This is a genomic window from Micrococcus luteus (assembly GCF_022664405.1).
Classification (GTDB): domain Bacteria; phylum Actinomycetota; class Actinomycetes; order Actinomycetales; family Micrococcaceae; genus Micrococcus; species Micrococcus luteus.
In genome coordinates this window covers 161,460-168,465 of the sequence record NZ_JAKRLB010000003.1, presented here as the reverse complement: position 1 = coordinate 168,465, position 7,006 = coordinate 161,460, and the positions used below count along the sequence as shown (strand labels likewise).

The 7,006-nt window shown below is 72.6% G+C and carries 4 protein-coding genes; 2 read left to right on the top strand and 2 right to left on the bottom strand.

What is annotated here, in order from left to right:
• Positions 1 to 3,142, bottom strand: a 3,142-nt coding sequence (gene hrpA, locus MF605_RS02465; RefSeq protein WP_242821229.1) for an ATP-dependent RNA helicase HrpA, incomplete at its 3' end; no start/stop codon positions are given.
• Positions 3,143 to 3,250: 108 nt separating this feature from the next.
• Here hrpA and putP point away from each other — a divergent pair.
• Together putP and MF605_RS02455 are read left to right on the top strand one after the other, a co-directional pair.
• Positions 3,251 to 4,885, top strand: a complete 1,635-nt coding sequence (gene putP / locus MF605_RS02460) for a sodium/proline symporter PutP (RefSeq protein WP_134416570.1) — start codon at positions 3,251 to 3,253, stop codon at positions 4,883 to 4,885.
• 32 nt (positions 4,886 to 4,917) lie between these two features.
• Positions 4,918 to 5,475, top strand: coding sequence for a 2'-5' RNA ligase family protein (locus MF605_RS02455; RefSeq protein ID WP_242821228.1), 558 nt, complete (start codon positions 4,918 to 4,920; stop codon positions 5,473 to 5,475).
• A gap of 54 nt (positions 5,476 to 5,529) precedes the next feature.
• Here the strand turns inward: MF605_RS02455 and MF605_RS02450 are convergent, their stop codons facing one another.
• Positions 5,530 to 6,945: an NAD-dependent succinate-semialdehyde dehydrogenase gene (locus MF605_RS02450; protein ID WP_078026015.1), complete on the bottom strand. Its 1,416-nt coding sequence runs from the start codon at positions 6,943 to 6,945 to the stop codon at positions 5,530 to 5,532.
• Positions 6,946 to 7,006 lie beyond the last annotated feature (61 nt).

Here is a 7,006-nt window from a genome sequence, read left to right as displayed (position 1 = left end):
CACTGAAACCCCCCGACGGTGCCCGGCCGCCGCGGCCCGTGCCGCGCGGCCCCGGCCGGGCCGAGGCGGGATCGTCGGTGCCGGCGAGCCGGGCGGCGATCGCGGAGCGGTTGGCCTGCGCGAGCCGGGCCTGCAGCGCGGGCAGGTCCTGGCCGGCGCCCATCACGGCGCCGCGGGCGTCCACGACGCGGTAGTCCATCCGCAGGTGCAGGGGCACCGCGTCCAGGGCCCACAGTCCGGGCTCCACCACCACGCCGCGCACCCGGCGCACGGCCGCGGACAGCGCGTCCGGCAGCTCGTCCCGCAGCGGGTCGGCGTGGGCCTCGAGGTCCGCGACGAGCTGCTGGGCCACGTCCGGGGCGGGCACGAGGTTCTTGCGCACGGCCTTGGGCAACGCCTTGATGAGGGCGGTGACGAGCTCGACCCGCAGGCCGGGGACCAGCCACGCGAAGGGGCCGGGGGAGACCTGGTTGAGCAGCAGGATCGGCACGGCCACGGTCACGCCGTCGGTGCCGGCCGCGCCGGTCGGGTCGAACGTGTACTCGAGGTCGAGCTCCACGTCGCCGCCGGGCATCGGATACGTGAACGTGGTGGGGAACGCGTCGGTGTCCAGGTCCTCGGCGTCGGCGGTGAGCAGGGCGGCGACGTCGAGGTCCAGCAGGTCCGGCTGATCCTGGCGCGCCTTCTTCCACCACGCGTCGAAGTGCCGCTCGGAGACGACGTTTCCCGGGATCCGCGCGTCGTAGAAGGCGAACAGGTCCTCGTCCCCGATCCGCAGGTCGCGGCGGCGCAGGCGCGTCTCGAGGGCGTCGACCTCCTCGAGCGCAGCCCGGTTGCGGGCGAAGAACCGGTGACGCGTGCGCCAGTCGCCCTCCACGAGGGCGTGCCGGATGAACAGCTCGCGGGAGAGCTCCGGGTCGATCCGGCCGTACCGGACCGAGCGGTCCGGGATCAGAGTGACGCCGAACAGCGTCACCTTCTCGCGCGCGACGACGGAACCCGCCCGCCGCGACCAGTGCGGCTCGTTGTAGGTCCGCTTGACGAGGTGGCCGGCGACCTCCTCGGCCCACTCCGGCTCGATCCGGGCCACCGTGCGCGCCCACAGCCGGGAGGTCTCCACGAGCTCGGCGGCCATGACGAACGGGTGGCGCTTCTTGAACAGGGCGGAGCCGGGGAACACGGCGAAGCGGGTGCCGCGGGCGCCCACGTACTCGCGACGGCGCTCGTCGTAGGCGCCGATCTGCGAGAGCAGGCCCGTGAGCAGGGACTTGTGCACCGCCTCGTGCCGGCCGACCGGGTCCACGGGTCCGGACTCGACGGTGAGGCCCACGTCCTTGGCGAGCTGGCGCAGCTGGCGCACCAGGTCCTGCCACTCCTGCACGCGCAGCCAGTTGATGTGCTCACGGCGGCACAGCTTGCGGAACTGGGAGCCGGAGAGCTCCTGCTGCCGTTCGCGCAGGTAGGCCCACAGGTTCAGGATCGCGGAGAAGTCCGAGTTCTCGTCCGCGAACCGGCGGTGCAGCTCGTCCGCGGCCTCACGCTGCTCCGTGGGGCGCTCGCGGGGGTCCTGGATGGTCAGGGCCGCGGCGATCACCATGACCTCCCGGACGCAGCCGCGCTCACCGGCCTCGAGGATCATGCGACCCAGCCGCGGGTCCACGGGCAGGCGGGCCAGGCGGCGTCCGACCCGGGTGATGGTGCCCGCGCGGGCGCCGCCGGCCTCGAGCGCGCCGAGCTCGGTGAGCGTGGTGGCGCCGTCGGTGACCTGACGGCCGTCCGGCGGCTGGACGAAGGGGAACTCCTTGACGTCGCCCGGGGTGCGGGCCACGCCGAGGGAGAGCATCTGCAGGATCACCGAGGCCAGGGAGGTGCGCAGGATCTCCGGGTCCGTGAACTCGGGGCGGGAGAGGTAGTCCTCCTCCGAGTACAGGCGGATCGCGATGCCGTCCGAGGTGCGGCCGGACCGACCCGAGCGCTGGTTCGCGCTGGCCTGGGAGACACGCTCGATCGGCAGGCGCTGGACCTTGGTGCGGTTCGAGTACCGCGAGATGCGCGCGGTGCCCGTGTCGATCACGTACTTGATGCCCGGCACGGTCAGGGAGGTCTCGGCGACGTTCGTGGCCAGCACGATCCGCCGGCGCACCCCGGCCCCGGCGCGGCCGAACACGCGGTGTTGCTCCGCCATGGACAGGCGGCCGAACAGCGGCAGGATCTCCGTGCCGGCCAGGCGCGTGGTGCCGGCGACGACGCCGGTCAGGTGGTCCGCGGCCTCGCGGATCTCCCGCTCGCCCGGCAGGAACACGAGGATGTCGCCCGGCGGCTCGGCGGCCAGCTCGAGGACGGCGTCGCCGATCGCGTCGAGGGGGTCGCGCGTCTCGGCGGCGTCGTCCGCGTCGTCCTCGGGGTCGTCCGGGGAGGGCTCGTCGGTCAGCGGCCGGTAGCGGACCTCGACGGGGTAGGTGCGCCCCGAGACCTCGATGATCGGCGCCGGGACCACGCGGCCGCCGTCGTCGGCCTCCACCGCGTCCGCATGGTCCTCGCCCTCGGCCAGCGGCCGGCCGAAGTGCCGGGCGAAGCGCTCCGGGTCGATGGTGGCCGAGGTGATGATCACCTTCAGGTCCGGGCGCTGGGGCAGCAGGTTGCGCAGGTAGCCCAGGAGGAAGTCGATGTTGAGGCTGCGCTCGTGGGCCTCGTCCACGATGATCACGGAGTAGCGGCGCAGCTGCGGGTCATGGGGGATCTCGGCCAGCAGGATGCCGTCCGTCATGACCTTGACCCGGGTCGCCTTCGAGGTCTGCGCCGTGAAGCGGACCTGGTAGCCGACCGTCTGCCCGATCTCCTCGCCCAGCTCCTGCGCGATGCGCTCGGCCACGGAGCGGGCGGCGATGCGCCGGGGCTGGGTGTGGCCGATCGAGCCGGCCTCCCCGAGCCCGAGGGCCAGGCACATCTTCGGCAGCTGCGTGGTCTTGCCCGAGCCGGTCTCACCCGCGACGATCACCACCTGGTGGTCGCGGATCGCGGCCATGATCTCCTCGCGACGCTCCGCCACCGGCAGGTGTTCGGGGAACGTGATCGCGGCGGCGTCGTGGGGCGTCGCGGACGGCTGCGCGGCGGGCATGGAGGGCGGGGGAGTCTGCGTCATGACGGCCTCCATCCTAGGCGCGCGGGGGCCCGGGCCGACCCGGACGGGGCGAATCTGGGACGGACCTGGGACTGGGGCTGAGAGTCCGGATGTGATTCTCTGGAGCCCATGGACACGAACACCGTCTTCCTGTTGGCGGCGATCGGCCTCTATTTCCTCGCGATGATCGCGATCGGCCTGTACGCCTCCCGCAAGAACACCGACCTCGACGACTACATGCTCGCCGGACGCGACATGAAGCCGTCCGTCGCGGCGCTCTCCGCGGGTGCGTCCGACATGTCCGGCTGGCTCCTGATGGGCCTGCCCGGCGCGATCTACGCCGCGGGCCTGGTCGAGGGCTGGATGGCGGTCGGCCTGACCGTGGGCGCGTGGGTGAACTGGCGCGTGGTCGCCCCCCGCCTGCGCTCCTACACCGAGGTGGCCGGGAACTCGATCACGATCCCGTCCTTCCTCGAGAACCGGTTCAAGGACCGCACGCACATCCTGCGGATCGTGGCCGGCCTGATCATCCTCGTGTTCTTCACCTTCTACGTCTCCTCGGGCATGGTGGCCGGCGGCAAGTTCGTCGAGTCGACCTTCGGCCCCGAGTCCTTCTACGCCCAGGGCATCAGCATCAACTACCTCACCGGCATGCTCGTGGTCGCGGGCATCACGGTGCTCTACACCCTGTTCGGCGGCTTCCTCGGCGCCTCGCTGACGGATGTGGCCCAGGGCGTCCTCATGTTCCTCTCGCTGCTGGCCGTACCCATCGTCGTGATCCTGACCATGGGAGGCTGGGACGCCGTCGTCGAGGGCATCCGCGCCGCCGACGCCGCCGGCGGCGGAGTGAACCACTTCTCGATGTTCGAGAACGCGACGCTGATCGGCGTCCTGTCCTCCCTCGCCTGGGGCCTGGGCTACTTCGGCCAGCCGCACATCATCGTCCGCTTCATGGCCCTGCGCACCCCGCACGACGCGGCCGTCGCCCGGCGCGTCGGCATCGGCTGGATGGCGCTGTCCGTGTTCGGCGCCGTGATGGTGGCCCTCGTGGGCATCGCCTACTTCCAGGCCAACCCCGGCACCACGCTCGAGGACCCGGAGACCGTGTTCCTCGTGCTGGCCTCGATCATGTTCCACCCGTTCGTGGCCGGCCTGGTGCTGGCCGCCGTCCTCGCCGCGATCATGTCCACGCTCTCCTCGCAGCTGATCGTGTGCTCCTCCGCCCTGGTGGAGGACCTCTACATGCTGCGCGGGCGCACCGGTTCCCCGACGTTCACCCTGTGGCTCGGCCGCATCGGCGTGCTGGTGGTGGCGCTCGTGGCGGGTCTGCTCGCCCTCAACCCGGACTCCTCCGTGCTCGAGCTCGTCTCCTTCGCGTGGGCCGGCTTCGGCGCCGCCTTCGGCCCCGTGATCCTGCTTGCCCTGTACTGGCCGCGGTTCACCTCGTGGGGGGCGATGGCCGCCATGGTCACCGGCGCCGCCGTCGCCTGGGTGTGGTCCGAGGCCAGTGCCGAGACGTGGGAGTGGTTCGGCCTGTACGAGCTGCTGCCGGGCTTCGTCGCCGCCTTCGTGATGGGTGTGGTGGTGTCCCTCGTGACCCAGCGCTCGCGCCGGGTGCAGCGGCGGATCGACGCCGAGTTCACCGGCGCGATCGACATCGTGGCCGGCCGCGAGCCGCACCCGGACGTGGCCCCGGCCGCCATGACGCGGGACGCCGCCGGGGGCTCGACCGCAGCCGCCGCAGATCCGCGCGCGCAGGCGTGAGGCTCTTCCTCGCGATCCGTCCGCCGAGGGCCGTGCTCGACCACCTCGAGCCGGCCCTCGACGGCGTCCGGGACCGGGCCGGACGCGCGCTGCGCTGGACCGAGCCGGAGCAGCGGCACCTGACGCTGGCGTTCCACCCGGAGGTGCCCGCCGGCGCCGTGGACGACGTCGTCGCCGACGCCGGCCGCATCGCGGCGGGACATGGCCCGCTGGACCTGCACCTGGCCGGAGCGGGGGAGTTCTCGCACCGCACGCTCTGGGTGGGGGTGGGTGGGCAGGTCCGGGAGCTCGGCGCGCTCCTGGCGGAGCCCTGGCTCGCCGACGACGACGGCCGGGACCGCCGGCGCGCCCACCTCACCGTGGCGCGGGCCTCGGGCGCCGCGCCCCGACCTCGGGGTCGGAGGCGGGGCGAGCCCCGTCCGCCGGCGCCGGCCACCGTCCTGCTGGCCGAGGCCGTGCACGCGCTCGCCGTGTACCGCGGGCCGGAGTGGACCGCGGACGAGGTCGAGGTCGTGGCGTCCCGGCTCGGCGAGGGCCGGTCCGGCGGGCCGCTGCACGAGGTGCTGGCGACCGTCCCGCTGCGCGGCTGAGGGGCCGACGGGCCGGCCGGAGCGGGAGACCCGCCCGGCCGACCCGGCCCCGGGTCAGCCCTCCAGGGGGCCCTGCACCGCGTACAGGCGCTTGTTGGCGAACTCGTCCAGGGCCAGGGGGCCGAGCTCGCGGCCGAAGCCCGAGCGCTTCACGCCGCCGAAGGGCAGATTCGCGCCGGCGGCGGAGGCGAGGTTCACGTTCGCCATGCCCACCTCGAGCTGGTCGGCCACGCGCTTGGCCTCGTCCAGGTCCGTGGAGAACACGGCGCCGCCGAGACCGTACTGGGAGTCGTTGGCCAGCGCCACGGCCTCCTCGGCGGAGGACACCTTGTAGACCACGGAGGCCATGCCGAACAGCTCCTGCGTGTAGGCGGGGTTCTCCTGGTCCACGTCCGTGATCACGGCCGGGGAGACGTAGAAGCCCTCGCCCTCGGGGCCGGAGGTGCGCTCGCCGCCCACGTGGACGGTGGCGCCGGCCTGCTTGGCCTCGGCGATCTGCTCGGCGAGCCCGTCGGCCGCGGACTCGGAGGACAGCGGGCCGTAGACGTCGGCGTCGCGCGAGGTCGGGTCGCCGGGCTTCATCTCCGAGGAGCGCTGGACCAGCTCGTCCACGAAGTCGTCGTAGAGGTCCTCCATGACGATCATGCGCTTGTTCGAGTTGCAGGCCTGGCCCCAGTTGCCCATCCGGGTGGCCAGTGCGTCGCGGGCGGCGGCGCGGGCGTCCGGCGCGGAGAGCACGATGTACGGATCGGAGCCGCCGAGCTCGAGGACGACCTTCTTGAGGTGCCGGCCGGCCTGCTCGGCGACGGCGGCGCCGGCCCGCTCCGAACCGGTGAGGGACACGCCCTGCACGCGCGGATCGGCGATGATCGTGGAGATCTGGTCGTGGGTGGCGAACACGTTCTGGTACACGCCCTCCGGCAGTCCGGCCTCGGTGAAGAGCTCTTCCAGCAGCTGCGCCACCTGCGGGTTGATCTCGGCGTGCTTGAGCAGGATGGTGTTGCCGAGCACGAGGTTCGGCGCCACGAAACGGGCCACCTGGTACACCGGGAAGTTCCACGGCATGATCCCCAGCAGCGGGCCGAGCGGCAGCCGCTGGACGAACGCCTCCTGCCCGGAGAACTGCTTGATCGGCTGGTCCGCGAGCAGCTCCTCGGCCTCGTCCGCGTAGTACCCGAAGATCTGGGCGCCGTAGCGCACCTCGCCGACCGCCGCGCCGAGGGACTTGCCCATCTCCGTGGTGATCACCGCGGCGATGTCCTTGGACCGCTCGGCCAGCAGCTCGGAGATCCGCTTCACGACGGCGGCGCGCTCGGCCACCGACTTCCGGGACCACTGCTCGTAGGCGGCCTGCGAGGCGTCGAGGGCGTCGGCGATCTGCTGATCCGTGGCGTTGTCGAAGGACTTCAGCAGCTCCCCGGTGGCCGGGTTGATCGTGCGGTAGCCCTGAGAGGCGGAGGTGGTGGTCATCAGTCGTCACCCTTTCGTGTGGACGTCCTGCGTTGAGCTCCCCATCCTGCCGGAGGCCCCC